Source organism: Phycisphaerales bacterium, assembly GCA_029268515.1.
GTDB lineage: Bacteria > Planctomycetota > Phycisphaerae > Phycisphaerales > SM1A02 > JAQWNP01.
This window is the reverse complement of the sequence record JAQWNP010000016.1, coordinates 35177-61278: the sequence shown is the minus strand read 5'-3', so window position 1 is coordinate 61278 and position 26102 is coordinate 35177. Positions and strand designations below refer to the sequence as shown.

21 protein-coding genes are annotated in these 26102 nt (G+C 50.6%); 12 read left to right on the top strand and 9 right to left on the bottom strand.

The window, feature by feature from the left end; all coding sequences use genetic code 11:
* Positions 1 to 18 precede the first annotated feature (18 nt).
* Positions 19 to 2217: a cation-translocating P-type ATPase gene (locus tag P8J86_10450; GenBank protein ID MDG2055114.1), complete on the bottom strand. Its 2199-nt coding sequence runs from the start codon at positions 2215 to 2217 to the stop codon at positions 19 to 21.
* Positions 2218 to 2374: 157 nt separating this feature from the next.
* On the opposite strand from P8J86_10450, the gene P8J86_10445 reads away from it, so the two are divergent.
* The 3 genes from P8J86_10445 to P8J86_10435 all read left to right on the top strand — a co-directional run bounded on the left by P8J86_10445 (position 2375) and on the right by P8J86_10435 (position 7820).
* Complete coding sequence (locus tag P8J86_10445; GenBank protein MDG2055113.1) at positions 2375 to 2761, top strand: hypothetical protein; 387 nt, start codon at positions 2375 to 2377, stop codon at positions 2759 to 2761.
* Positions 2762 to 2875: 114 nt separating this feature from the next.
* Entirely contained in the window at positions 2876 to 7042 is a 4167-nt protein-coding gene (gene secA / locus P8J86_10440) for a preprotein translocase subunit SecA (GenBank protein ID MDG2055112.1), read from the top strand.
* Positions 7035 to 7820, top strand: a complete 786-nt coding sequence (locus tag P8J86_10435) for an aquaporin (GenBank protein ID MDG2055111.1) — start codon at positions 7035 to 7037, stop codon at positions 7818 to 7820. The genes secA and P8J86_10435 overlap by 8 nt, the downstream gene beginning before the upstream one ends.
* Here P8J86_10435 and P8J86_10430 read toward each other — a convergent pair.
* On the bottom strand, positions 7817 to 8962 hold the full coding sequence (locus P8J86_10430; GenBank protein MDG2055110.1) for a hypothetical protein: 1146 nt from the start codon (positions 8960 to 8962) through the stop codon (positions 7817 to 7819). The genes P8J86_10435 and P8J86_10430 overlap by 4 nt on opposite strands.
* Positions 8963 to 9009: 47 nt before the next feature.
* Positions 9010 to 9639 carry a hypothetical protein gene (locus P8J86_10425; protein MDG2055109.1) on the bottom strand — a complete coding sequence of 210 codons (630 nt, stop codon included), beginning with the start codon at positions 9637 to 9639 and terminating at the stop codon, positions 9010 to 9012.
* Positions 9640 to 9940: 301 nt separating this feature from the next.
* On the opposite strand from P8J86_10425, the gene P8J86_10420 reads away from it, so the two are divergent.
* Genes P8J86_10420 through P8J86_10405 form a run of 4 tightly spaced genes read left to right on the top strand, consistent with a single transcriptional unit; the run spans position 9941 to position 13686 of the window.
* Positions 9941 to 10798 (top strand): sugar phosphate isomerase/epimerase, encoded by an 858-nt coding sequence (locus P8J86_10420; GenBank protein MDG2055108.1) that lies wholly within the window; start codon positions 9941 to 9943, stop codon positions 10796 to 10798.
* 32 nt (positions 10799 to 10830) lie between these two features.
* On the top strand, positions 10831 to 12672 hold the full coding sequence (gene ggt / locus P8J86_10415) for a gamma-glutamyltransferase (GenBank protein ID MDG2055107.1): 1842 nt from the start codon (positions 10831 to 10833) through the stop codon (positions 12670 to 12672).
* A 23-nt stretch (positions 12673 to 12695) separates the two neighbouring features.
* Entirely contained in the window at positions 12696 to 12986 is a 291-nt protein-coding gene (locus tag P8J86_10410) for a hypothetical protein (GenBank protein ID MDG2055106.1), read from the top strand.
* The gene (locus tag P8J86_10405; protein MDG2055105.1) at positions 12970 to 13686 is read left to right on the top strand and encodes a chromophore lyase CpcT/CpeT; all 717 of its coding nucleotides are present in this window, start codon (positions 12970 to 12972) and stop codon (positions 13684 to 13686) included. Before P8J86_10410 ends, P8J86_10405 begins: the two co-directional genes overlap by 17 nt.
* Positions 13687 to 13705: 19 nt before the next feature.
* On the opposite strand, the gene tsf is transcribed toward P8J86_10405, so the two are convergent.
* The 3 genes from tsf to P8J86_10390 form a co-directional block, all read right to left on the bottom strand.
* Positions 13706 to 14494, bottom strand: a complete 789-nt coding sequence (tsf, locus tag P8J86_10400) for a translation elongation factor Ts (GenBank protein MDG2055104.1) — start codon at positions 14492 to 14494, stop codon at positions 13706 to 13708.
* A 101-nt stretch (positions 14495 to 14595) separates the two neighbouring features.
* A complete protein-coding gene (rpsB, locus tag P8J86_10395) occupies positions 14596 to 15471 on the bottom strand; it encodes a 30S ribosomal protein S2 (GenBank protein ID MDG2055103.1) in 876 nt (291 codons plus the stop codon).
* Between the two features lie 252 nt (positions 15472 to 15723).
* Positions 15724 to 17118 carry a dihydroorotase gene (locus P8J86_10390; protein MDG2055102.1) on the bottom strand — a complete coding sequence of 465 codons (1395 nt, stop codon included), beginning with the start codon at positions 17116 to 17118 and terminating at the stop codon, positions 15724 to 15726.
* 103 nt (positions 17119 to 17221) lie between these two features.
* Here P8J86_10390 and P8J86_10385 point away from each other — a divergent pair, with 103 nt between their 5' ends.
* Positions 17222 to 18571 (top strand): UvrB/UvrC motif-containing protein, encoded by a 1350-nt coding sequence (locus P8J86_10385; GenBank protein MDG2055101.1) that lies wholly within the window; start codon positions 17222 to 17224, stop codon positions 18569 to 18571.
* A gap of 58 nt (positions 18572 to 18629) precedes the next feature.
* Here P8J86_10385 and ftsH read toward each other — a convergent pair whose 3' ends face one another.
* From ftsH to bamD, 3 genes are all read right to left on the bottom strand, one after another.
* Positions 18630 to 20711, bottom strand: coding sequence for an ATP-dependent zinc metalloprotease FtsH (gene ftsH / locus P8J86_10380; GenBank protein MDG2055100.1), 2082 nt, complete (start codon positions 20709 to 20711; stop codon positions 18630 to 18632).
* Positions 20712 to 20776: 65 nt separating this feature from the next.
* Positions 20777 to 21334 (bottom strand): LptE family protein, encoded by a 558-nt coding sequence (locus P8J86_10375; GenBank protein MDG2055099.1) that lies wholly within the window; start codon positions 21332 to 21334, stop codon positions 20777 to 20779.
* On the bottom strand, positions 21331 to 22548 hold the full coding sequence (bamD, locus tag P8J86_10370; GenBank protein MDG2055098.1) for an outer membrane protein assembly factor BamD: 1218 nt from the start codon (positions 22546 to 22548) through the stop codon (positions 21331 to 21333). The genes P8J86_10375 and bamD overlap by 4 nt, the downstream gene beginning before the upstream one ends.
* A 156-nt stretch (positions 22549 to 22704) precedes the next feature.
* On the opposite strand from bamD, the gene P8J86_10365 reads away from it, so the two are divergent.
* The 4 genes from P8J86_10365 to P8J86_10350 all read left to right on the top strand — a co-directional run bounded on the left by P8J86_10365 (position 22705) and on the right by P8J86_10350 (position 25898).
* Complete coding sequence (locus tag P8J86_10365) at positions 22705 to 23706, top strand: diacylglycerol kinase family protein (GenBank protein MDG2055097.1); 1002 nt, start codon at positions 22705 to 22707, stop codon at positions 23704 to 23706.
* Between the two features lie 110 nt (positions 23707 to 23816).
* Positions 23817 to 24596 (top strand): MotA/TolQ/ExbB proton channel family protein, encoded by a 780-nt coding sequence (locus P8J86_10360; protein ID MDG2055096.1) that lies wholly within the window; start codon positions 23817 to 23819, stop codon positions 24594 to 24596.
* Positions 24597 to 24599: 3 nt separating this feature from the next.
* Positions 24600 to 25361, top strand: a complete 762-nt coding sequence (locus P8J86_10355) for a flagellar motor protein MotB (GenBank protein ID MDG2055095.1) — start codon at positions 24600 to 24602, stop codon at positions 25359 to 25361.
* The gene (locus P8J86_10350; GenBank protein MDG2055094.1) at positions 25362 to 25898 is read left to right on the top strand and encodes a hypothetical protein; all 537 of its coding nucleotides are present in this window, start codon (positions 25362 to 25364) and stop codon (positions 25896 to 25898) included.
* The last annotated feature ends 204 nt before the right edge of the window (positions 25899 to 26102 follow it).

The following is a 26102-nucleotide window of genomic DNA, read 5'->3' as shown; positions in this document are numbered from 1 at the left end:
CGGCGGTATTTTGTGATCTCACTTGGATCTTGCTGGAATTTTGGGCAGCAGTGGCCGTCCGCGTCGGAGTCGCGACTGGAGCCTCAGAGCATTGCCAATGACACAGACATCACTGAGCCCCATGGCAAGCGCCGCAATCATTGGGCCGTATTCAGCCATCAGCCCGAGTGCGGCAATAGGAATCGCGCAAGTGTTGTAGACAAAAGCAAAGAAGAGATTCTGATGAATGGTACGTAGTGATTTGCGTGCAATCACGATTGTCTCTGGAACCGCTAAGACGCGATTGTTGGGTATCACCACATTCGCGGATTCAATTGCGATATTGGTGCCAGAGGCCATCGCAATCCCCAAATCAGCAGTGGCCAGCGCAGCTGCATCATTGATGCCATCACCGACCATGACTGCACCATCAGCATTGGCTTTTACAAATGCATGCTTTTCCTCTGGAGTTACATCTGCAGTGATATTCTCTTTCTTAATACCAATCTCTGCCGCAATTCGTTCTGCTGCACTTTGACGATCACCTGTCAGCATGTGTACTGAGATGCCCAGCGCTTCCAACGCACGAATGGCCTCTGCAGCATCCTCACGAGGCTGATCATCAAGCGTGATGGTGCCTTTGATCTCATTGTTGACGAGTACCTGACAAGTGGCCTCAGGATCACGGCGAACAATAATTTCCTGATCTCCGACACGCGCCCAAACACCGTGGCCTGAAGTGGACTTAAATTCATCGGGCTGTGAGACGGTGATTCCGCGTTTTTCCGCAGCGGCCACAATCGCCTGTCCAATCGGGTGCTCGCTGGCGCTTTCAGCTTGGGCGGCGATTCCAAGCAGCTCGTCAGGTGACATCTGCGAATCAGTTGGTGCGATCGAGGTAAGTTCTGCTTGGCCCTTGGTCAGCGTTCCAGTTTTATCAAAGATGATTCGTTTCGATCGTCCAGCAACTTCAAGCGCGCCTGCTGACTTGATCAAAATACCCCGTTTACTTGCCGAACCCGCGCCAACCATGACCGCCATTGGTGTGGCAAGACCAAGGGCGCAGGGGCATGAAATAATCAAGACGGTGACCGCTGCAATCACGCCGGTCGACCAATTGCCGAAAGACCCCCAAGTGGCGATGGTGACGGCCGCAATGATCAAGACAGCGGGGACAAAAACGCGAGCAAGGCGGTCGGCGACGCGCTGAATATCTGCCTTGCTAGCCTGGGCTTCGCTGACCAATTCTGCAATGCGAGAAACAGTGGTGTGTCGACCATCGACGCTGGCTTTGATAACGAGCCGGCCAGTGGTATTGATCGCTGCAGCGACCACCGAATCGCCCGGCTTCTTCTCAATGAGTCGAGACTCACCTGTCACAATGGCTTCATCAACTTCCGAATGGCCTTCAAGCACGATGCCATCAACGGGAACGGCATCGCCCGGACGAATGATGACGCGATCGCCTGGGACTAAATCCGCACTCTTGACATCCCGCGTGGTTCCATCATCTTCGAGAAGGGCCGCGTGATCTGGTTGCAGTTCAAGCAGGTCACGTACCGCGGACCCGGCCTTGGCGGATGATCTTGCTTCAAGCCAATGTCCCAAGCTAATGAGACCAAGTAGTCCCGATGCTTCTGCAAAATACCCCATCCCATCATGGATACCGAGTAGCTGCTGGATAAAGAGCACCAGTGAATATACATAGGCGGTTCCAGCACCGATCGTAATGAGGGTGTCCATGTTTGTGGTGCGCTGCAGTGCGGCAAGAAATGCCGATCGGAGGAACCCCCATCCCACGAAGAGAATGACTGCGGTGGCTCCAGCAAACATGACCCACTGTAGTGCCATGGAATCGTGTCCACGGAAGGTCCAATGTAGAATTTCGAGTGGGATCCAAACGCTGAGACCAAGGACAGCCCGCCACTTCCACTGGTTTGTGTTGCGCAGCTGTTGTTGTTCGATGTCGGTGAGCAGTTCACCAATGGTCTGATCCTCTGAAAAGGGTTCTGCGTTGAAGCCACTCTTCTTGATCACCTTGGCCATCGCTGCGGCGTCTACATCCTGGCCCGAGATCGTCGCTCTATTGAGAGGTAAGCTGACGACTGCAGTTTCAACGCCCTCCTGACCTTCAAGGGTTCTCTGAATAGACTGTGCGCAGCTGGCGCAGGTCATGCCGTCCACCTTGAGGATGACTTGGTTAGCTGACTGGCTTGGATTTACCGAATCTGGTGACATAGGGTCTTTGATCGCGAAAAGGTCCTTGAAGTAGGGAATCGGTGGTCTGGGGGTACCTATCTTAGGCTGCGAGGCATTATTGAATGATCTTACCTGGAGTCCAGGGCTTGTCTGGGGTCTTTTTACAGTAGATAATGATCTACCTAGCGGAGATTCAATGGCCCACTTGTCTTCACAACCTGGTTTCCGATCATCATCGAGGTCAATTGCTCTTGTAGCTACGATTTTGGTGGTCGTTATGGCGAGCGAGCCGAGTCAGTCAAACCTGACAAGTGCTCATCGGCACCTAGGTTGGCGAGCTCAAGAAGCGGAAACGCTCTGTATTGTTGCAGGCTTACTAGCGACTCAAGCGGTTTGGGATCTTCATGATGGTTGTCGGGAACGACAGAACTTTGGCGAGAAGGCTCTCAGTACGTCTGAGCTTTGCGAGTTTCTAGGGCAGCAGCTTATTGCCATGCCTCTTTCAGGCGACAAGTTGACCAAGCGTCAGCCTTTACGTGTTGCTTTGCTGAATATACCACCGCCACTGCTGCAGATTGGCTGAATCGCGTCTTTCGAACGACTTGTGGCTTTCAATACGCCTTTTTGGCGATGAGGGTCAGGTTGTTTCGGAGAGACTTTTTATTAACAAAATAGAGTTATTTAATGAGGTCCTGTGATGGGTATTCCCGTTGTTGGTAAGGCCTTCAAAAAGGTCTTTGGTACGCGCAATGAGCGCATGGTTAAACATTACCTACGAATCGTAGATGAGGTCTCCGCCCAGGAACCTTCTGTGCGCGTCATGACAGATGCGCAGTTGCTTGCGAAGACAGACGAATTTCGGAAGCAGATCAGTGATGGTGCGAGTCCACAAAGCATGATTCCGGAGGTCTTCGCGGTTGCCCGTGAGGCCATGGATCGAAATGTGGGTATTCGCAACATCTTTAATCCGATCCACGGATTTGATCCGTCAGCTCTTGCCTCAGATGCAAGGGCAGCATTTGACGGCGTGGTTGCCGAAATTGCAGCGTCTCAGCCGAAGGCCCCAGAAGGGCGACTGCTGGGAAATTCGAGTGCTGTGGATCCATGGCTTTGGGTAGATATACCCAATGTGGTGTACGACGCGGTGCGTGAACTTTATCCAGAATCGAAGCCACCCTTTAGGGCTCGTCCGTTTGATGTACAGATCATTGGGGCCATTGTGCTCTATGAAGGTCGCATCGCTGAAATGAAAACTGGTGAAGGCAAGACAATTGTGGCACCACTTGCTTGTTATCTCAACGCCATACAAGATCATCAGGTTCATGTGGTCACTGTGAATGACTATTTAGTTCAGCGTGACCGCGACTGGACATTCCCGTTCTTTTATAGCCTTGGTTTAACAGTTGGTGCGATTCATCCAATGCATATGCAGCCACACGAGATGAAGAAGTCAGCTTATGACTGCGACGTGTTGTATGGAACGACCAGTGAGTTTGGTTTTGATTATCTGCGCGACAATATGAAATTAAGTGTTGAAGAGCAGTATCAAAAGAAACGTAATATGGCAATTGTTGACGAAGTCGATTCGACGCTGATTGATGAAGCTCGAACGCCATTGATTATCTCAGGGCCAGCGCATGATCATCAGCCGCGTTACGACCTTGCAGATCGTCTGGCTCGTTTTCTGCTTGAAAAGCAGAAGCCGTGGGAGGCACTCGATCTGAAGGTACAGGAATGTATGGTTAAGGTTTCAGGCCTTGAGGGAGATATACGAACGGCCCGAGATAAAGAGGGCCTTCCGGCAATGCGAGAGTCGCTCAATCAAGCTCGCAAAGAGTTGTTAAAACTGGAAGAAGACCGAGATAAATTTACCCAATACTACGAAGTAGAGCTTGATAAAAAACGCGCTCACCTGACGCATGATGGTATTTCAGAGTCGCAAAGAGAAGCCAATATTGGTTCATTTTATGTTGGTGAAAATGTTGATGTGCCGCACCTCCTTGAGCAGGCCATTCGAGCTCACACGGTTTATCAACGGGATCGAGACTATATCGTTGCGGCGGATCAGGATGGTACGGCATCGATCGTAATCGTTGATCAGAATACGGGCCGAAAAATGGTTGGCCGACAGTGGTCTGATGGACTGCATCAGGCAATTGAATCCAAGGAAAGCGTTCCGATTAAACAAGAAACGCAGACCATGGCGACTATTACTATTCAAAACTTCTACAAGCTTTATGACAAGCTGGCTGGTATGACAGGAACAGCTGATACAGAAGCCACGGAGTTCTATGAGATCTACAAGCTAGATGTGGTTGTCATTCCGACCAATGTTCCTGTGATTCGTGAGGATCGCAATGATCTCATCTTTATGACCGCGAAAGATAAGCTCAACGCAATTGTTGATGAGGTTAAAAGCTTTCATGATGCTGGAAGGCCGGTGTTGGTTGGCACCACCAGCGTAGAGCGGTCGAAGGAGCTTAGTGAGTCACTGTCACGTCGTTTTAACATTCCTCATGAAGTGCTTAATGCTGAGCAGCATGATCGCGAATCAGAGATCATTACAAACGCTGGTCAGTTGGGTGCTGTGATGATTGCAACCAACATGGCAGGCCGTGGTACGGATATCAAATTGACTTCACTTACGAATGAAGCAATTATTGAACATTGGAAGCGGCGAGGAATTTGTCCCAAGGGGGTGACTGCAGAGCAGCCTGAGGAAGAAGTTATCTCGCAGGTGTATCGGCATATGGCGCCGAAGGAACTGGGAATGAAGAAGGCCCAGGTTGATGCGATGGAGGATAGAGATATTCGCCTGGCTCTGTTGCGTCACTGGTATGACGAGTATTGCTGGATGGCGCGAGGCAAGAGCTCAGGTAAGTCAGAAAGTGAATTGGTGAATTCCCTCGACGAGTCGGGTAACTGTTTGATGCAAAATCTTCGGTTCTTCAACAGTATTGAAGATCTGGGTGGACTTCATGTGATTGGTACAGAGCGCCATGAGTCGCGCCGTATCGACAATCAGCTCAGAGGCCGATCTGGAAGACAAGGTGACAAAGGTTCGACACGTTTCTATCTGAGTCTTGAAGATGATTTGATGAAAATGTTTGCAGGGCCGACAACACTCAAGATTTTGAGCCGGTTGGGCATGAAGGAAGGCGATGCTATTGAGCACGCCATGCTTGATAAGGCCGTAGGCCGGGCACAACGAAAAGTTGAAGAACGCAACTTCCTTATTCGAAAAAATATACTCGAGTACGACGAAGTGATGGATCTGCAGCGTCACAGTTTCTATGGTCTGCGTCAGCGCATTCTTGTGGGTCATGACATCAAAGGTCTGATCTTTGAAAATATTGATGAATCGATGGCAGACGCAGCCTACCGATTTTTAGACAAGCTCTACGGCCCAAAGTGCATCGCTGAATGGGTGCGAGAGAATCTTGGTGTGCAAATTGGGGCGGAGCGTCTTCGTGAAACGGACCTGGTTGATTTGCATAAGCGGATAAAGACGGATGCGAAGGAGGATTCCGGAAACATTATTCGGGTCACGATCGGTGAGTACCTTTCTGAAGAGATCGATCTCGGTAAAGGCACTCTGGCACACGAGTCCAGTGAGCAGTGTGACTACAAAGGGCTTTGCGATTGGGCAAACTCGACATTCAAATCGAATCTAAAAATCTCACAGATTAAGCAGATGAGTAAAGAAGAGATCGTGACGGCGATTCATAGCGCTGCAGAAACCTTAATCGATGCGGCGGATCTCTCGCCGGTCGATCAGTACAGCAGCAAATCTTATGGTTCTACAGAGTTAGGTAAGTGGCTCGATAGCAAGATGGGCATTCAAATTGATGTAGAAGAATATGCGTTGATGGAAGATCGAGACAAAGCGATTGACCAACTTTCGGATAAGGCTCGAGAGGCCTATCAGAACCGAGAGCTGACATACCCCATTGACTTTGCACTGGATATGACAACCTCTGCGTTGCAGAATGAGCAGCCAGGTGCGATTGAGCAGCTCTGTCGTTGGGTTAATGCTCGTTATGAACTTGATTGGGATCCCTCAAATCTGCCCTCCGATCGGCCAGCAGAACTTCGTGAACTTTTAGTCGAGCAAGCCCAGGGGTGGCAGAATGGAAAAGTTGATTCACGAGCACAAAGAACTTTGAAAACAGTTGGCAATGACGTTGATGCATTGGATAAGTGGTTCCAGAAAGAGATGTTTGCATCATTGACCGATGATGAGCGAGTTGATGCAGAGCAAGACATAATGGAAGCGACTCGTGCGAAGATGTTGACTGTCATGCGTGCAGAACTATCGCAGTTTGAGCGTTGGATACTTTTGCAGATACTTGATCAAAGTTGGAAGGAACATTTGTATCAGATGGACCAATTGCGAGAGTCAATTGGATTTCGTTCGTTTAGTCAACGTGATCCTCGTATTGAATTCAAACGCGAGGGGTCACGACTGTTTGATGAAATGCATGAGTCAGTCAGAGACAAACTGACTGGTCTTATTTTCAAAGCGAAGCTGCAACCTCAATTGGCGCCCCCCCAAGGTCGTCAGCAGCAAGCGTCGCCTTCGCAGCAGGACCCTGCTCCAGAGGCGATGCAAACTGGTCGAGGGCAGCAGGCAGCGCCACCAGCACCAGCGTCTTCTGCAACAGCTGCTGCAGTCGCAGCCACTGCAGCGGCACGTGGTACAAAACAGCAGCAACGCGACTTAGAGGCAGCAAATCAGGCTGGCGGCGCAGCGAAGAAGAAGCAGCAGCCAGTACGAGCTGCCGTTACGGTGGGGCGCAACGAGCCGTGTCCATGTGGATCTGGCCAGAAGTACAAGAAGTGCTGTGGAGCCCGTAATGGATGATCGCTATGGGGCAATTCTGGCAGGAATGAATCTGCCAAGAGGGTTGTTAGCGGAGTTTATTTCAGTCTTCATGTTGATGTTCGTCACGGGCGGGGCCGTCATTGTGGTCGGCGGTGAAGATGCTGTGGCTATTGCTTTGGCCAGCGGATTGACAATTACAGCGACCATTGCAGCGGTGTTTCATATTTCGGGTGCACAGTTCAACCCAGCTGTCTCAATTGCAGTCACGCTACTCGGTAAGCAATCATGGAGGCGGTGCTTTGCATTTATCATTGCGCAGTGTTCAGGCGCGACGGTGGCAGCGTTGTTACTTCAATGGCTAATCGTAGGTGTTCAGTTACCCATCACTCGGGCTGACGAGGGTTCGGTTGCGCATATTGGACTCACAGTGGGGCTCTTTAGCGATCTTGCTCAAATGGATGTTGCTGGTAGCACAGTGCGGGTGCTGATTCTTGAGGCCATTGCGACATTCTTTTTGATGTTTGTGATTATGGGCGTGATGGTTGATCAGCGGAGTGGTTTGGACAGTCCAATACTCATGGGATTGCCAGTCGGTATGGTCGTGGCTGTTGATGTACTGTGCTTTGGAAAACTGACTGGCGCGTCGATGAATCCTGCGCGAAGTCTGGGGCCAGCTATTGCTATGGATTACTGGCACATTCAATGGGTTTACTGGGTTGGGCCAATCATTGGCGCGCTCGCGGCCGCAATTCTCTACCGCATGGCATTTGGACACTTGGCAGTTGCAGCTCAAAAGCATCAAAGCATGAATGATTAATTAATGTGATTGACTCTTGGTGTGTTGCTGCGCCTGAGGATGACCGCGCTGCCAACAATCAAGAAAACAGGGATCACAAGCAACCAGTAGGCGGGCCGAAACATGCCGAACTCTGCAATTGGCAAGCTGATGCAGAGAACGACGACAAGCCACACCAGCGAAGTCTTGGTTCGATTCGGCAGCCAAATCAACATGATTGCAGGGAAGACGAGCCCATACATCACAAGAAATCGAAAATACCCCCGCTCCAGCGATAGTTCATCCAACGCTGTGCCACCAATCATTAACGCGAGCCAAAATATTAATGGCACCACCAATGGGCTGAGCATATAAAAACGCTTGCCGCCGCGATTCACTTCTCCACGGGATGTGAATTGTTCTCCCAGTCGAAGCTCGCGAAGGTGTGCGGCGATTGTAAAAATTGACTGGTATACGAAGAAGGCGATTATCAGTGATGGTAGAGCATATGGAGCATACATCGCATAGCTGGCGACAAAGACCATCGTGAAGGCAAACCCAAGGCCAAAGATGCCAAAGGCATGCGGTCCATTCACTGCCTGTCTGGCACGGTGCAGTGTTGCATCGAGATGCGGGCAAAGGAGAAATCCCAATGCAAACATCGGGGCGGCGCCAATTGCACCGCTCGGTGCCTGCTCAGCAAGATCGCTGACATGATCAAGATTATTGGGGCCAATGATGAAGAAAGTCACAATCGTCGCTGCAAAGATGATGCTGGCAACAACCAACCACAAAATGGTTGGCAGATAACTCACAAACCAAGCTATGGAAAAAACTGCAATTGGAATCCACAGGCTTAGCCAAACCAGTCCAGGATCTGGAGCAAAGGCCCAGGTCATGAAAGTGGCGATCATGCTTAGAAAGAAAAGATGGTAGGCGATCGTGACAGTCGAAAACCAGGTCACACTCAAGCCGGCTTGAGTCACTGCTTTGCGAGAAGCCTCCTTTGAACGAAGGACATAGCCCATGCCAGCGCAGCCAAGCACATTAGGAATTGCAATCAACCAGAAACCAGCCCACCCGAACCGGTGAATCAAGAGGATTGGTAGCCACATTCCAATGCACCAGGTCCAGCTGACGGTGCAGAAAATGCCCCAGCCACAGTTTGCAATCCAAGCAGGCATCGCACTACAGGCCTCATGGCCGCCTAAGGAGTAATCATCGGACCAGACTAGCGTGAATTAGCCTTACGACGTCTTGCTTGAGCTTTTTCTTTTGCTTGCTCACGCGGCGTGCAATGGAAGACAATTGAGCAACGTCCGACTCGTGGTGCTTTCTCTTTTGTCTTTCGTAGAATCTGTCTTACATCGAGCGTCATCTCAAGATTGAACTCGGTGTTTTTGCTCATGCTCTCATGAATCTCTTTTCGAACCCGTTCGGTATCTGCTACTTCATAAATCGCCGGGCCGAGGCACGGTCTTAGAAATCGATAAGACATCTCACGGCATACCACGGTAAAGTCGCTCTTGCATTCAGCAAAGACGAACATTCCAGCGGCTACTTCCGAGTTGCCCAGAAGTGCAGCACCAGCCATCGCGTTGTACCAGTTCCGATTGACTCGCTTGAACGGAAGTACTGCAGTGAAAGTTCCAGCATCTCGCCGCCAAAGTCTGACGCCACTTCGAAATGCATATGGCAGCCAGATCATTGAGAAAAGACGATGCCAAAAGTTATGACGCGTACTAAGGCTAGCCGCACATGCTTCGAGCCTGTGAAGCAGCGATGGTGATTTCATGACTGCATGAGAACCTGTGACCTCAGTGATGACCGGTTCGTTGGCGTTTTCTGTGAGGTTATTCAACGGATAGACCTTGTTTGTTAGAGATCGAAAAAGTCACCGGCAAGAAGGCAATATCACAGTTCCTTGATGTCTCCTTGGGCTTAAGGTCCATGGAAAAAGAGACTGCTCTTGGGGCTGGGATTGTAGGAACCTAGTGGGGGTCTTCCAACCTGTACGTTGTTGGATCTCTAGGAGTGCGTAGGATCTGTCGCGGATATGCTAGACGAGATTGGCGTCCAGGGCCAAGGCGTTAGAAGGGCATGACCTTCACTCTGGGGCGACAATCGGTGAGTCTGGTGCTCAATAGTTCATGGAGATTACTATGTCGATGGGTCTTATCGGAGTATGCAGCTGGTCTTTATCACCTAATAATCCTCAGATCCTGGGCTCTCAGCTTTCAAAAACAGGTGTGGAGGGCGTTCAGCTGGCTTTAGGGCCTGTGCTTGAAGATGAGAACAATTGGGGTCAGGGGGGTGATAAGACCAAGGAAGTGCTGTCGCATGCCGGAATTCAGCTATTGAGCGGCATGATGGCGACCGTCGGTGAAGATTATTCCACTTTAGAGTCTATTCGTGCGACAGGAGGGCTGCGTCCAGATGAAACGTGGGACGCGAATCTTTTGATGGCCAAAAAAACGGCTGAGCTTGCACATCAGATGAGCCTGAAACTGGTCACTCTCCATGCTGGATTTATTCCAGAAGATCGAGCTGATCCTGAACGAAGTGTGATTTTGGGACGACTTTCTGAATTGGCAAGCATCTTTGATTCCCATGGCATTCAGCTTGGCTTAGAGACTGGTCAGGAATCAGCAGTGACTCTGCTTGAACTGCTCGAAGAGCTCGCCAGCCCAAATGTCGGTGTGAACTTTGATCCTGCCAACATGATTCTCTACAACATGGGTGATCCTATTGAGGCGATCAGGATACTTTCACCACATATCCTTCAGGTCCATATCAAAGATGCGATGCCTACCGAAGTTCCAGGAAGATGGGGGAGTGAGGTTCCTGTGGGTAGCGGGGCGGTCGATTGGAATCAGTTCCTTGGGGCGGTTTCTCATCTTCCAAAAGTGGTCAATATGGTGATAGAGCGTGAAGCTGGAAGTCATCGCCTTGAAGACATTCTTAAGGCGCTATCAGTGATTGAGGCATATCGGTTAGCTAAGCCAGGAGTTGTATCGTGAACCTAGGCACGCGACAGAGAATACAAAGCAAGATGAAAGATTCTTTTCAGTGGTTGCATTGGCTACTGATCATCGTATGTCTTGTACATGCAGTCTCCTGTGGGTCGATTCCCAGTCATGGAGGTCGTTATGAGTCGATGGCCATTGCCACAGACTCGCCAATTGCTTCAGATGCTGGCTTGGCAATCCTCAAGCAAGGCGGAAACGCGGTGGATGCAGCAGTTGCAGCGAGTTTCTGTCTGGCCGTCACCAGACCTCAATCATGCGGTTTAGGTGGCGGTGGTTTCATGTTAATTGCAGCACCTGATTTTGCGGCCGATCGGCGCGATAGAGCAAGGAAGGTATTGCTGCAAGCGGGTTTTGAAGATGCACTGCTTCAAACAGATACAGGTACGACTTTTGTTGGTCTTAATTATCGTGAGCGTGCTCCGGGTGCGTTGCACCCAGCCTACTACTCTGATTTGGAGAGCCAGATAGAGCACCCAAGTCGGTACGGGCCCCATGCTATTGGAGTGCCGGGTACTGTGGCAGGATTGCTCTTGGCGCATGAGGCTTTTGGTCAGCTGCCACTAAGTGAGGTACTACAGCCTGCCATCACAGCAGCTGAAAAAGGTTTCTCAGCGGATAAACATCTTGCGCTTGCTGTGCAGGAGACTGCGAAACAGCGAGCGAAAGATCCAGATCTCATGCTGATCAGCAGTCAATTGTGGCAAGACTTAGCGAACAATGGTCAGCTACGTCGTGGCACTCAGATTCGACAGCCATCACTTGCTCAAACACTCAAGATGATTGTAAAAGATGGTCGAGATGCTTTTTACGATGGTCCAATCGGGATCTCACTGGTAGAGACAATTAGTAAATTTGGCGGCACCATGACACTTGAGGATTTGAAGAACTATCGAGTGTCCATTGTCGAACCGCTTGTTTCCCGCGTTGTGTTTCAAAAATATACGATGTTGTCAATGCCGCCGCCCAGTAGTGGGGGCATCGCTATGCAACAGATTCTCAGTATTCTGGATATGTATGTAGAGCGTCATGGATTACCGCCACGCAGGTCACCTCGTTACGTGCATACCATGACTGAGGCAATGAAACATGCATTTGCGGATCGATCGAGATGGTTGGCGGATCCCGAGTTTGCGCCGGTACCTGTTGATCGCTTGACAGACAGTGCTTACCACCGTCGATTAGCTGATCAGGTTGAGCGGGTTAAGACGCGTGAGCCAAGTGCTTATGGAATGCGACGGGCACTTCCTGATGATCGTGGTACCAGCCATATCTCCGTTGTTGATCAGCAAGGCATGGCTGTTGCTTGTACAGAAACAATCAATGGGTACTTTGGGTCACTTGTATTCGACGAAAACACTGGCATTGTTCTTAACAATGAGATGGATGATTTTACGACGGTCTCGGGTGGCTCCAATCTCTTTGAACTTCGGCAATCTGACTGGAATTTGCCGGAGTCAGGGAAGCGGCCGTTGAGTAGCATGTCACCGACGATCGTGCTTTCGGATGGGCGCCCAGTGATTGTGGCGGGGGCTTCGGGTGGGCCCCGAATCATCACTGGTACGCTGCAGGTCATTCTTGATGTCATGCTCTTCGGTATGACACCATGGGAGGCAGTGGCTTCGCCACGTTTTCACCACCAGTGGTACCCCGATGAGTTGCGATTTGATGAAAGTTGGTCCAATGATGGCCTGGTTCAGGCAATGGAGGCTCGTGGGCATACCATTAGTGAGATCAGGACAGTTGGTATTGTGCAGATTGTGGTGGTTGATGAGGATGGATTATCTGCGGCAAGCGATCCACGTAAAGAAGGCCGCCCCGCTGGGGACCCCATCATTAAGAAGGCCAAACCAAGTTCTTTTAAGTAGTCGGACAAGCGGAGAATTCTGAGATGCCAATTTACGTCTATGAAGTTGTGACAGAGGATGACTCTCCGGGGGAGCGTTATGAAATTATGCAACCAATGACGGCTGATGCATTGACGAAGCACCCAGAGACCGGTGAGAAGATTCAACGCGTACCAACCGCACCAAACTTGCCAGCGACTTGGTCGGACGGTGCAACCAAAAGTAAATTGAGTAATAAGAATCTTGATCGCCTTGGCTTTACGAAATATGAACGAGCTGGTGATGGCAACTATGAGAAGAAATCAGGAAAGGGCCCGGATGTCATTTCTTCGTGATCTAACGAGTATGCGGTTGTTCATATTCGCTTTCTTCTTAGGCACCATGCCGGCGGGATGTGTTGTTTCAATGGAGCAACTTGCACCGTACCAACAGCCTCAAGCGAAACGTGCGGCTCGTTGGATGGTCGGCCACTTTACGACTCTGATTGTTGCAGAAAGTGATTCAACGTCAGAGGATCTTCAGCGTGTTGTGGTGCCTATTTGGTTGGATCGACGGGATGGTCCCTGGCTCTATGTTGAAGAGGCCAAAGCTACGCAGCCTGATGAACCAATAAGTCAGTTGGTTATGAATATCCGTCTTGGATACCACGGGCAGGTTCAATGTGAGGTCTATGATCTACCTGATGATCGGGCTGTTTACGCAAACGCCTGGAATGAGCCAGATGTACTCAGTTCAATCTCGCCACAACAGTGTGACTATCGGTCCGGATGCACAATTGATATGCATCTCAATGGACAAGATGTTTATGTCGGTTCGACCAATGGTGATGGCTGTCCAGATCAATACCTGAACGGCGCATTCATGACCATTCATCAGCAAATTGGTGCCCTGAGTATGACGCGCTGGGTGCGCGGATTCACAGATGATGGGGTACTGCTCTGGGGCTCGCCCGACACACCAGAGGTTTTTAATCGCTTGACGAAGATTCCCGAGTCACTCGATGAGCCTTTGGTGATGATCCAAAGTAGCCCCTAGCTGAGTTGTTGAATGATCTCTAGCCGCCCAGCGTATAACGCACAAACGCTTTTATCTTGGCGCCATCTGGAAGCATATCTTCAACTCTTTTCGATTCGTCAAGAACATATTTCTGTGCAAGTAGGGTGCATTCTTGCAAGAACTTGCGAACCTTCCCGTCAGCCATCTTCTGAGCAATCTCTGCAGGCTTACCCGTTGCTTCGGCCTCAGCTTGGGCATCGGTACGGATCTGCTCGATCTTGTCAGCAGGTACATCTTCAGGGCCGATACCCATCGGGTCATGAAATACGATGTGCTGGCATATGCCCTTGAGGGTTGAGTCGTCTATATCACCTTCAACCTGAATTAAGCAGGCACGCTTGCCATCGTGATGTAGATAGGATCCAAACGAGCCACCTTCAATCTTCTGGCCTCGTCCGAAGTTAACATTTTCACCTGTCGTAATTCGCTGGTCATCAATGAGCGCCGTCATTGCAGCGTCAGGAGCGACATCACCTGCAGGTTGACTGATTGCTGCTTGAGCAACACCTTCGACCATTTCTACAAACTTATCATTACGAGCGGTGAAGTCAGTTTCGGTGAGGACCTCAACAATAACCGCTTGCGAACCATCAACAACAATTCCGATTCGACCCTCTGCAGTCGCCCGTTCTGTACGTGTCGACATTTTGTCTTTTCGCGTTTCTCGCAGCCACTCTTCGGCTGCCGCAAGGTCGCCGGCCTTTTCGTTGAGGGCTTTCTTGCAGTCCATCATGCCTAGGCCAGTCTTCTGGCGGAGATCCATCACATCCTTGGCGGTAAAAGTCACGTCACAAGCTCCCATAGAGTTGAGATTCACGAAAGGTGTTTTTAAGTCAGACTGATCAACGGCCATTATTGCTGAAGCTGCTGCTTAGAATTGGAGTTCATTTATGTTGCGGTTGGGGGCATCTCAGAAGGAGGGTCAGCAACGGCAACAGATTCAGTAGCGGCTGGGGCTTTACTCGCTGAATCTTCGGCGGGCGCCGCTGGTTCATCTGCTCGGAAGCGGGACCTCGATGACCGCCGCGCTGGAGCAGGCTGCTCATTGGGCTCTTCAGTTGAACCCTTTTCAGGGCCACGAGACAACTTGCCTTCAGTAACAGCCTCATTGAGCTCACGCAATACAACATCAATCGATCGCATGGAGTCATCATTTCCTGGAATGGGGATGTCCGCCATGCCAGGATCTCCATCAGTATCAATGAGCGCGATGGTCGGGATTCCAAGTGTCCGAGCCTCTCTGAGCGCATTGGTTTCTCGTTGCACGTCAATGATAAAGAGTGCGCCGGGCAATTTCTTCATGTCGCGAATACCCTGGAGGTTTCGCGTAATCTTGCGCTTTTCTCGCATCAACTGTGATGCCATCTTTTTCGAATATGTTTCGATCTCACCAGAATCAACGAGTTTCTCAAGCTCAACAAGCCGCTTAAGACGTTCGCGGATGGTTTTGAAGTTTGTCAGTGTGCCACCAAGCCATCTTTCGATGACATAAGGCATGCCAACTTCAATTGCCCTTGCCTCGACGGCACCGCGAGCCTGACGCTTGGTGCCGACGTAGCAAATGTCTTTGCCTGAAGCGACAGTTCTCGTAATGAACTTACGAGCAAGCAGCAATCCCTTGATTGTCTCGCGAATATCGATGATATGGATTTTGTTACGAGCACCATAAATATAAGGTGCCATTTTCGGGTTCCATCCACTTTTGCGTTGCCCAAAGTGAATACCCGCTTCGATTAGGTCTTTGACCATTTCAGATGAAGGCATACTGAGACCGTACCTCGTTCAGCGCGACCGGCGGAGCATGCGGTGGTTGGCAGCTTTACACTGCCCGAGATCCGCGCTTGGGCGCTTGATGTGACGTTTTGTCGGGATCGGAATCCTGAGGCCACGTCGATCGGACCAGGGGTAAAAAGCAGCTAAAAGAAGGACCACCGATCCTCTTTAGCTGTGAGCAGCAAATGGCTCAAGAGGGGCGGATTCTAACCAACTAGCCATCTCGCTTCAATCCCTTAAGGCTCAAGAAATAGCAGTCGGTCGTGATTCAGGATGGTGAGGGGGGCGATTCGTGGGCGAAAACGCTTTTTCAGCATGGACAAGCCGCCCCCCAACGATGGTGGCCACAGCTTTGCTGGTGACCGAAAAGCCGGCAAACATTGAGTTTGTGCACGGTGATTGAAAATCAGCGGGGTTGACCGTCCATTTCATCTCAGGATCAATGACCGTGATATCGGCTCGATGACCGATCTTCAGGCTTCCATAGCCATGCTGATCAAGGCCAACGAGGCGAGCGGGGTTGATTGTCAGCATGGAGAGCATCGCTGGCCAGTCGAGTACACCGGTTTCGATCAAGGCCTTTGCATAAAGCGGCAAGGCGCATTCCAAACCAATTGTTCCAAAAGCAGCGGAGGCAAAATCAGTGTTCTTGGTTTGTGCTGGATGCGGCGCATGATCGGTCGCAAGCACAGTAACAACGCCTTCCGCAATCGCATTTCGAAGTGCTTCCACATCTTCAGCACTGCGTAAGGGAGGATTGATCTTCGCTTGAGTGTTGTAGTTATCACAGAATTCGTCTGTGAGTAGCAGGTGGTGTGGCGATGCCTCACCGCTTGCTTGTTGGCCAGCGTTTTGGGCATCACGAAGCGCGTTGATTGATTCACGAGCAGAAAGATGTTGAGCATGGTATTTGGCACCGATGTCGGCATTGAGTTTTAGATCACGCTTGAGAATAGATGATTCTGCAACTGGTGGCCAACCAATAAGACCCAGTCGTGTAGCTGTCGGACTGGTATTCATGACAGATCCAACGGTCATCGCTGGATCCTGACAATGTTGCATAAAGACGCTGCCAACATCTTTGACATTCTTCAATACCATCGCCATGACATCGTCACGAGCAACGGCATCGCCGTCATCTGAAAAACCAACAGCACCTGCCTCAGCCAATCCTTGAAAATTGACTAGTTCACTGCCTTTTCGACCAAGCGTGGCGCAGACCACAGCAAAAACCTGACTTCCGTCAGCGGCGAGCGCTTTCGTAGCCTGTTGCTGGACTAAGGCCAGAACATCAATGCAATCCAATGCTGGTGATGTGTTGGGCATACAACAGACGGTGGTAAAGCCGCCACAGACAGCACCTCTGCTGCCGGTGGCAATCGTCTCAGTATGGAGCTGGTTAATTGATGGCTCGCGGAAGTGGACATGCGGATCGATCAGTCCTGGTGTCACCAGGCATCCCTCTACATCTAGTACCAGGGTGTCACGCTTGCTTTTTGACGAGATCTTGCCTGGCGTGGTCTCGATGGCTGTGACAAGGCCATTCTCAATCAGCACATCAGCAGTCTGGTCAAATCCACTTTCTGGATTGATGACTCGACCGCCACGAAGCACCGTTTCTGGCTTTTGATGATCCATCACTGGATTGTACTTGAGGTTGGCCAGATTCGATTGGTGGTGGTGAATATGGCTGTCAGGGAATTTTTCTGCAGCTCATCAAAGATCCGTAGAATCATGGGACATGACTGGATTTCCAACTGATCGAGAGGAAGTGCGCGTTCGACTGGCGGCAGAGGCCCGAAGCTTGCCAGATCAGCCTGGCGTCTATTTGCTCAAGGATCACGCCGACCACATTCTCTATGTCGGGAAAGCCGCCAGCCTTCGTAGCCGCGTTGGCTCCTATTTTACGCGCTCAGTGGATCTGGGACCGAAAAAACAGTTGATGCTCAGTGATGTTGAGTCACTCGATATCATCGAATGTGATGGCGAGTGGCAAGCACTGTTGGTGGAATCGAGATTAATAAAAGATACGCGGCCTCGGTTCAATGAGTTGATGACGGATGACAAGACGTATCCATATCTTGTTATCACAACCCGCGAAGCCTTCCCTGGTGTTTATATCACCCGCACGCCTGGTGATGATCAGTTTCGTCAGGGACGTATCTTTGGCCCATTTACTTCGTCAGGTGCCTTACGCGATGCACTTCAATTGTTGCAGCGTGTTTTCAAGTATCGAACATGTCATCTTGATATCAATCCAGATGATCCCCGTAACGCACATTTTCGTCCATGCTTGTTGTATGCCATCAATCAATGCTCTGGGCCTTGTGGTAATAAAATTTCGCAAGAAGCATATCGCAAGGACATTGATCGCTTCATTCGTTTTCTTGGCTCTAAGCGCACTGTCATGATTAAAGAATTGCGAACGGAGATGGAACAAGCATCGCGGGGACGTGAGTATGAACACGCAGCAATTCTTCGCGATCAACTGCGAGCCATTGAGAAATTAGATGAACGTGAAAAAGACCGTCATACGATGGCAGCATGGCAGCCAGAGGTCATGGCTTTTGCGTCTGATCCGAGCCAAGGTCTGCGGAGTCTGCAGCGAATACTTGGATTGGACGCACCTATTCGCTGGCTTGAGGCCATTGATATTGCTCATCTACAAGGAGATGAGACGGTTGGCTCAAAGGTTTGTTTTATTGATGGTCGACCTTTCCGAGAACAATACCGGCGGTTTCGTGTGCGAACGGCCTCAAATGATGATTATGCATCGATCGGCGAAGTGGTGAGTCGCTGTTATCGCAACGCCCGTGAAGGTAAGGAGCTCTTGCCTGACGTCATTTTGATTGACGGTGGACGAGGGCAACTTTCAGCAGCTGGTACAGCGCTTGGTGAAATAAGACCACAGGCGCTTATTAGTCTTGCAAAGCGAGAGGAGCTGATTCATCTTGAGGGGCGGAGTGAGCCCATTCGACTCGGCAGAGAGAATGTTGGGCTGAAGCTCTGTCAAGCAATTCGAGATGAAGCACACCGTTTTGCACAGCATTATCACCACCTGCTGCGGCATAAAAGAGTGATTGATCGCTAATTGAGCTAGTGGACTAAGCGCCACAAGCAGCGTTGGCGAGCCAAGTGATTTATGGTCCTCATGCCGGGCTGGGAAGCGTACCAGCAGCCGGTTCATCATCAGGATCTTTACGTGATTCTGCAGATCCAGAATCTGATGATTTGTTCTTTGCTGATTCTGCGTCAAGCAGTTCGGCAACGGTTGGCTTATCTAGCCGCTGGCCTTGCATAAGCGAGTCGACTTCTTCTGCTAAGAGCGTTTCAAACTTTAAGAGCGCCTCAGCGACAGCCACGATTTTATCCCATTGTTCATCCACGATCTTTTCAGTTTCGGAGAAGGCGGTATCAATGATTCGTCGCACTTCGTTGTCGATCATATGCGCTGTCTCTGGTGAGTAGTCCTTTTCTGGGATGTACATTTCACTGGTATCAGAACCCGAGTAGTTAACGAATCCCAATTTGTCAGACATGCCCCACTCGATGACCATGCTACGGGCGTATTGTGTAGCCATTTGGATGTCCATCGATGCGCCAGAGGAGATCTCGCCAGTCTTGCGCTGCTCAGCAATGCGTCCACCGCAGAGGACACGAAGTGTGTCTCGGAGATATCGGGTGCCGAATCCGTAGCGGTCCTTTTCGGGAAGGCTAAAAGTGGCACCGAGTGATTGGCCACGTGGAATAATGGTCACCTTGTGGACTGGATCGGCATGTTCCATCAGAGCTTGTACGACGGTATGGCCAGCTTCGTGATAGGCAGTGGCGACTCGTTCAAGCTCTTCAATTCGACGGCTCTTGCGAGCGCGACCAAAGCGAATCTTATCGCGAGCTTCTTCTAAGTCTTCCATCTCAACATGATCTTTATGTGCCAGTGTTGCAATGATGGCGGCTTCATTAATGACCGCTGCCAAGTCTGCGCCTGAGAACATAGGCGTGCCACGGCCGAGTCGCTCTAGGTTGACATCAGGACCAGTCTTGACCTTTTTAGAGTGGACTTCCAGAATCTGACTTCGGCCAAACAGGTCGGGTAGTGGCACCTGTACCTGGCGGTCGAAACGACCTGGACGTGTGAGCGCTGGATCGAGGACGTCTGAGCGGTTGGTTGCTGCAATCACGATGATTTGGTCTGTCGCGTTGAAACCATCCATTTCAACAAGAATTGCATTGAGTGTCTGTTCTCGTTCGTCATGGCCGCCAGTCGTAAACCCACCACCACGTCGGCGTCCGACTGCATCAATCTCATCAAGGAAGATGATGCATGGTGAATTGTCTTTGGCTTGTTTGAATAAGTCGCGGACGCGGCTGGCGCCAACGCCGACAAACATCTCTACAAAGTCAGAACCAGAGATGGAGAAGAAGGGCACGTCGGCTTCACCAGCAATTGCTCGTGCGAGGAGCGTTTTGCCGCAACCGGGAGGGCCTACCAGGAGGACGCCCCGTGGGATGCGACCGCCAAGTCGCTGGAACCTCTTGGGGTTTTTAAGGAATTCGACAATCTCAGTGACTTCTTCCTTTGCCTCATCAATTCCTGCAACGTCATTAAAAGTAACTTCGATAGCGTCCTTGTTGGAGAGTCGGTGTTTCGACTTTCCAAAGTTGCCCAGCATGCCACCAGGTCCTCCTCCGGCATTTCGCATTGAGCGGCTAATAAAGAACCAAATCAGGAGGATCACTAGGATGATTGGGCCAAAGGAAAACAAGATCTGTTTCCAGATTTTTGTTTCCGTATCTATGTTCGCGTAGGTGACGCCTTTTTCCTCGAGCTTTTCGATGTAATCAGAAGAATCGCCCAGATGGTAATTGAAGTAGATCAGCTCACCATCGCTATAGCCTATTGATCCTTCTGCAATACGTGCGGTTATTCGATTGGGGCCAATGTCGACTCGATTGTCCACAATCTTATTGGGCGTGCTGACCGTATTAAGGAAGCTGCTCCACGTTTCAATCTGTTTGCCTTTCTCGCCACTCGACAAGAATGCAAACAGAATGATCATGAGACCAATGAGAAACACCCATGTCATGAGGCCCCGTCCCATGCGATTGGCAGGCGGTGGTGTTGGCGGGGTGCCCCGATTAGGACCGCCTTCGTTTTCGGCAGAAGGCTTTTGATCGTTGGCGTCGCCCTTGGGAGGAAGGGGGTCTTGGTTTTTGTCTTGTTGGCTCATTGGTGTTGATTGAGTTTTAGAGTACTGGGCGTCGTTCTTTAAGGGATTAGAAGAAGGCGGGTGCCTTACCAGTCATTACGCATTTCATCGACGATATCTTCTGCTATCTGTTGTACGACTGCGAATTCTCCCAGTTCCAATGGCTCCCCAGGCTTTTGGTTGGTGGTCCCAGAAGGTGTAAATACGGCGTCGGCTGAAAAACCGGTTCGTTCCATCATAGGCTCGCCACTCCGTAGGTCACGCCAGGAGAAGTCAATCTGCACCACGACCAGAACTTCTTGATTGAGGCCCGTTTCGCGGGATTTAGAGATTGTCCTGAGCTCCACACCAGCGACGGTGCCTTCTAAAAGGCTATCGGCAGTGGCTTGAGAGGCGACTTTATATGGTGTTCGGGCCTCAATTTCCTTGATTACGGCATCTGTAATCCAAAAACTAATATTCCGCATGTAGGTGTCATTGGTGAATATCGGCACAGCGATCGTGTTGATATTGGTGGTATAGGTCGAGCTATTGATGCTGTAGCCCTGAGTCGGATCCTGGGCGCAACCATTCGCTATCAAACAGCTTGCGGATAGGAAAAATATTTTTGGCAACCAACGATGTAGCTTAGGTAGGAGCCTCATGGGGTTGGCTCACTATTTGGTGGATGATCGCCCACACCTGCTGGTGATGACTCATCCTCTTGTTTCTTTTTGTTTTCCGCATCCTCAAATGCCTTGTTGATGGAATCATCTTCGGCTTGTTTTTCTTTGAGGGCTTTTTCCGCCTTCTCAGATTGTTCCTGCTGGACGGCATCGAGATCTTCCATATTGGCGGCCTTGGCTTCGTCGGTGACGGTCTCTTCGGCCAGCATTTGATCTTGACCTGGTGCGTCTAACAGGGCTTCTTGATAAATGGAATAATCCGGCATTTGTGAAATCACGGAAGGTGGCAGATTGGGCACGATTGATGGAATGAGGCGAAGTGCACGAGCCGCAGCCACTGTATTGGGGTGCTCGAAGATCATGATACGAATGGTGTACTCAGCAGAAATGGGATCGCCAATAGCCAGGTACCACTCAGCCGTTGTCAGCATCTTCTCTGCTTCTGATTCATTGATTCGCAAGACCAATGCTTCTGAACCAATTCGTTGGGCTTGAGCTGGTGAAACAACATCGAGTTGTTCAAGTTGAGCACGGGCCTCAAAAATGCCTACAGCATCAAACTCTGGTCCCTTATAGGAAGCGATATTTGCGAAGATGAGTCGGCGTCGAGCCAGCGGAATATTGTCTGAGTGAGGATAGTTCTCAATAAAGACGGCATAGGTATCAGCAGCTAATTGCATCTCACGACGACGGTAGTAGAAGTCGCCTAGTGCCAAGCCAGCTTGTTCAGCAATCTGGCTACCCGGTAAGCGTTCTTGTACCCGAATGAAAATTTCCTGAGCTTCGTCATAGGCCAGCAGGATTCGTAGTCCAAGAAATTTTCGGCGGACGCCATTGGCGAATAGCTTGGCAATTTCATATTCCCGCGTGACCGCCTGCACGAATGCAGCAGAGCTTGGGTGACTTCGAGCAACGAACTCGTAGTCGTAGAGGGCCTCGTAGTAACTGTGCTGTGCGACCAGAGTGTCGCCGCGGATCATGTACGCCTCAGGAATAAGTGGATCGTATGGAAATTTCTCAATCCATCGTGTGACCAGGTTCATGGCGCGAAGTAGTTCGCCTGCAGCCAGTGCTTTACGGGCTGCAGCGAGTTGTCCTGCTGGTGTTCCAGTCTGGGCCGTTTGGGTTGCTTTCCATTGGTCCTCATCAGTGAGGGTATAGGTGTCCTGGCCTAAGGCAGCAGGGGCCAACACAAAAATGGAGGTCGCCAGCAGTGCTATCCGCAAACTGCGTCGGCATGGGCTATCAGGACGGGAATGTATTCTTCCTGACAAGGGCATGGGTGGATGTTACGGTGCAGAGGGCCGCCCCACAATGTACGGTGGGCAAGGAGGCTTCTGAAGCGACTGATGCAGATCGTTCTCACTTTCAACCCGACTTCTGGAAAAGGCCATGCCCGAGAGAATGTAAAGCTGATCGCTGAAGCACTTGAAGCAACGAGCCATCGCATTCGCGTTGTAGAAACCGAGCCATCAGATGCCAAAATATGGTTACTGCCGAAGTTGGCAGATTGTGACCTCTTGTTGGTCTTTGGGGGTGATGGAACAGTGCTTCTGGTCCTCGATGCGGTGCTCGATGCCGGGGTGCCTATCTTTCACGTGCCGGAGGGTACCGAGAATCTGTTTGCACGTGGTTTTGGAATGTCTGCGAATCCAGAGCGGGTTGCTGCAGCAGTCAGTCGTTTTAAGCAAGTGAAAATGGATGTCGGAAAAGCCAATGGGCAGCGATTCTTGCTGATGGCTTCCTTGGGTTTCGATGCTGAAGTGGTTCATGATCTGGCAGCAAGACGCAGGGGTCCCATCTCCCATTTGAGTTATGTGGGGCCAATGCTGAGGCAGTTCTTCAAGTGGAAGCCGCCGCGACTAAGCGTTGTTATTGATGGGCAGGACCTGCTGGCGGAATCCATCGCTGATTGTGGTGGCCAAGAGAATGGACAAACCAATGAGCAGGGCTCTCCGCTCTCGGTCACGGGAAGGCGTGGATTTGTGATTGTGGCCAATAGCCGGTGCTACGCATTGGGTCTCAATCCAGCCCCGAGTGCATCAATGATTGATGGTCAGCTCGACGTGATCTTTGTGCCAGTGAAACGATCCTGGTCTGTCTTATGGTTTCTCTTACTGGGAATGTTGGGTTGTCTACACCGGTCTTCTCGAGTTTGTGTGGGAAAGGGGCGGTGCATACAGGTGTGCGCAACATGCTCGCAACATGTGCAGCTTGATGGTGATCCAGCGACTGAAACAGACTCTGGAAAGAATCAAGGAAACCAGCATGCTTGGCAGCTGAATGTGAGCGTCGAAGCGGGGGCATTATCGGTCGTTGTGCCATTAGAGGCTGATACGTTGCCAATTTAGCAAGCGATTTTGATGAATCGAACAGGTCATCTCAAGTTGCCATCAGGCGTCTCCGATGAGTGCATGGCTGCGCGTGCAGCTTTCTCTTCGGAAACCACCAGGGGGTCGCCGTGGATCTTGCAACGATAGTCGGACTTGTATTAGGTATAGCTTGCGTTCTTGCGGCGCTGGTTATTGGCGGATCATTTATCAGCTACGTGGATCCCGCGTCGCTCATGATTGTGCTTGGTGGCGGTACAGCTGCAACGCTTACAGCGTTCCCGCTCGCCCGCTTCATGAAGCTGCCCAGGATTAGTGCCCGTGCGCTATTTCACAAATCAATGGATCCAGCTGAAATGGTTGATTCAATCGTTGGGTTGGCAGAGGTTGCTCGACGCGATGGCATCTTGGCATTGGAAAGCTCATTAGCTGAAATTGAAGATCCCTTCCTAATCAGTGGTATTCAGATGGCCGTTGACGGAACCGATCCTGACGTCATTGAGCACGTCATGGAAGCTGATCTTGAGAATCTGATTGAGCGACATGAAAGTGGCAAGAGCATGCTTGAGTCGCTGGGTCGGTATGCGCCAGCCTTCGGCATGATCGGAACGCTTATTGGCCTTGTCGCAATGCTCTCGGGTATGGACGATCCCAAAGCGATTGGCGCAGGTATGGCTGCAGCATTGTTGACAACGCTCTATGGAGCGCTCATTGCCAATGTTGTCTTCCTTCCAATGGCCGACAAATTGGGAGCGCGGACATCGGAAGAGACATTGCTTAAGACAATGATCATTCAAGGAGTGATGTCAATTCAGTCTGGTGACAATCCACGCAATGTCGAATCTAAGTTATTGACATTCTTGCCGCCAACAAGTCGTATTACCCAACAGCAACGACGAGAGGCAGCTTGATCTATGTCGCCTCGTAGAGCAAAAAAGTCTCGTGAGACACCTGGATGGGTGGTCACCTTTGGTGACATGATGGCCTTGCTCTTGTGCTTCTTTATTTTGCTTCAGATGTTTTCTGAGCTCAAGAAGGATCACGAATATCAACGTGTTATTACAGCGATCAAAGATGCTTTTGGTTATTCCGGGGGCGTTGGCGTGATGCCAATTGATGATGTCCCACTTAATTCAATGGTCGAAGTTCTTGAGGAAATTGCCATTGAGAATGATGCCCAGCAGCTTGAGAGTCAGAATGACGCCCAAGGCCTCGATGGCCCGCACTTACGGGTCACACGTGTACGTGAGGGTATTGTCTTTACGATTGGTGGGCCGACGACCTTTAAGGAGGGCTCGGCCACAATTAGTACCCAAGGGCGAGCGGAGCTTGAGCAGTTAGCCACTCTGTTGGCAGGCCGCTCTAATAAAGTAATCGTTCGTGGGCATGCAGCGGCAAAGTACCTCGATCCTGGAAGTTCTTGGGATGATTTAGACGATCTCAGTTTTCATCGAGCGCGCAATGTGAAATCAGTGCTGGTTGATCTTGGTATTGAGGATCGAGTGTTTCGCTTGGAGGCCGTTGGTATGCGTGAACCGGTCAACCCGCGTGCACTAAACCACAATGATGTGGCGGAAAACCGTCGTGTCGAGATCATTCTCACTGAGCAGACGATTCACGAATTCAATCAAGACGCAGACTTTTCATCACCAAGTCTGGTACGAGGGGAATCTTAGATGGTCCAGAAGTCAAATATTGATCCCAACGCAGCAGGGCCCGAACATTCAGCCCGGCGTTTGAACTTACGAATGATTATCATTGTGGCGGTCATCCTGGTGGTGGAAGCCGCGGCTATCTTGTTTGTGGTTGATCTCACTGGTGGTCCCAGCGAGGCTCTGGCAGATGACAGCCCCTTGGCAATGCTTGACCTTGCGGAAGAACGTATTGTCGAGGTACAGGTACTCGGTGCTCGCCTTCCAAATGCCAAAGTTGGCGTGACCTATCTTTATGAAACTGAGATTTATGTTCAGGTGCGAAAGAAGCACCAGGGCCGAGTCACTGACCATCTGGATCAATTCGGTAATGAGATTAAGTCAGAGATATCAGCGATTTGGAAGGCGGCTGATCCCAGTCACTTTCAAGAGGTTCGGTTGGAGACACTTACGCGAAAACTGCGGGTGTTACTCAACCAGCACTTCGGGATCGATCCAGAGACTGGCAAGCCATTTGTTGAGAAATGTGTGATTGTGATGGGTACTGGCTTCCGGCTCTAAGGCTTATGAGGAGGATTCTCAGCCCTTTGCTGGCCTCCGTATCATCCCAATAGCTGGTTCGAACCACTCAACTTAAGTCACCAGATCGAAGATATTCAGTTTTCTGCCCCTCATGACCGATGAAGCAGGTTGGCACTGGAGTGCCAGGTATGGTTGCCGCGCGCCCTCATGGCATGTGGCAGCTGAGATCTCGAAACCTCCCCC

Bases quoted from the DNA above. Each gene is read 5' to 3' on its own strand.
- P8J86_10450 (MDG2055114.1), bottom strand. From the start codon at position 2,217: ATGTCACCAGATTCGGTAAATCCAAGCCAGTCAGCTAACCAAGTCATC.
- P8J86_10445 (MDG2055113.1), top strand. From the start codon at position 2,375: ATGGCCCACTTGTCTTCACAACCTGGTTTCCGATCATCATCGAGGTCA.
- secA (MDG2055112.1), top strand. From the start codon at position 2,876: ATGGGTATTCCCGTTGTTGGTAAGGCCTTCAAAAAGGTCTTTGGTACG.
- P8J86_10435 (MDG2055111.1), top strand. From the start codon at position 7,035: ATGGATGATCGCTATGGGGCAATTCTGGCAGGAATGAATCTGCCAAGA.
- P8J86_10430 (MDG2055110.1), bottom strand. From the start codon at position 8,962: ATGCCTGCTTGGATTGCAAACTGTGGCTGGGGCATTTTCTGCACCGTC.
- P8J86_10420 (MDG2055108.1), top strand. From the start codon at position 9,941: ATGTCGATGGGTCTTATCGGAGTATGCAGCTGGTCTTTATCACCTAAT.
- ggt (MDG2055107.1), top strand. From the start codon at position 10,831: ATGAAAGATTCTTTTCAGTGGTTGCATTGGCTACTGATCATCGTATGT.
- P8J86_10410 (MDG2055106.1), top strand. From the start codon at position 12,696: ATGCCAATTTACGTCTATGAAGTTGTGACAGAGGATGACTCTCCGGGG.
- P8J86_10405 (MDG2055105.1), top strand. From the start codon at position 12,970: ATGTCATTTCTTCGTGATCTAACGAGTATGCGGTTGTTCATATTCGCT.
- rpsB (MDG2055103.1), bottom strand. From the start codon at position 15,471: ATGCCTTCATCTGAAATGGTCAAAGACCTAATCGAAGCGGGTATTCAC.
- P8J86_10390 (MDG2055102.1), bottom strand. From the start codon at position 17,118: ATGGATCATCAAAAGCCAGAAACGGTGCTTCGTGGCGGTCGAGTCATC.
- P8J86_10385 (MDG2055101.1), top strand. From the start codon at position 17,222: ATGACTGGATTTCCAACTGATCGAGAGGAAGTGCGCGTTCGACTGGCG.
- ftsH (MDG2055100.1), bottom strand. From the start codon at position 20,711: ATGAGCCAACAAGACAAAAACCAAGACCCCCTTCCTCCCAAGGGCGAC.
- P8J86_10375 (MDG2055099.1), bottom strand. From the start codon at position 21,334: ATGAGGCTCCTACCTAAGCTACATCGTTGGTTGCCAAAAATATTTTTC.
- P8J86_10365 (MDG2055097.1), top strand. From the start codon at position 22,705: ATGCAGATCGTTCTCACTTTCAACCCGACTTCTGGAAAAGGCCATGCC.
- P8J86_10355 (MDG2055095.1), top strand. From the start codon at position 24,600: ATGTCGCCTCGTAGAGCAAAAAAGTCTCGTGAGACACCTGGATGGGTG.
- P8J86_10350 (MDG2055094.1), top strand. From the start codon at position 25,362: ATGGTCCAGAAGTCAAATATTGATCCCAACGCAGCAGGGCCCGAACAT.